Source organism: Pseudoalteromonas sp. bablab_jr011, from assembly GCF_016464045.1.
Taxonomy (GTDB): domain Bacteria; phylum Pseudomonadota; class Gammaproteobacteria; order Enterobacterales; family Alteromonadaceae; genus Pseudoalteromonas; species Pseudoalteromonas lipolytica.
This window is the reverse complement of record NZ_JACDWU010000105.1, coordinates 1-283: the sequence shown is the minus strand read 5'-3', so window position 1 is coordinate 283 and position 283 is coordinate 1. Positions and strand designations below refer to the sequence as shown.

General features: G+C 45.6%; 1 protein-coding gene. It reads left to right on the top strand.

All coding sequences use genetic code 11. The annotated features are described in order from the left end of the window. A partial coding sequence (locus tag JIG41_RS04475; protein WP_199524311.1) for a transposase occupies nucleotides 1–283 on the top strand: 283 nt, incomplete at both ends.

The following is a 283-nucleotide window of genomic DNA, read 5'->3' as shown; positions in this document are numbered from 1 at the left end:
TTTGACTATGGATATTTATTTGGTGCGGTATGTCCTTCCACAGGCCAAACAGAAGCGCTAGTAAGCCCATTCGTCAATAAAGAAGCAATGACGCAGCACCTGAGCCAGATATCACAAGCTACACCAGTTGGCAGACATGCTGTCGTGATAATAGATGGCGCAGGCTGGCACACATACGATACAGCCGCAGAATTTAACAACCTCACGCTAATAAAGCTCCCTCCTTATTCACCAGAGTTAAACCCAATAGAGCAAGTATGGAACTGGATACGACAACACTGTT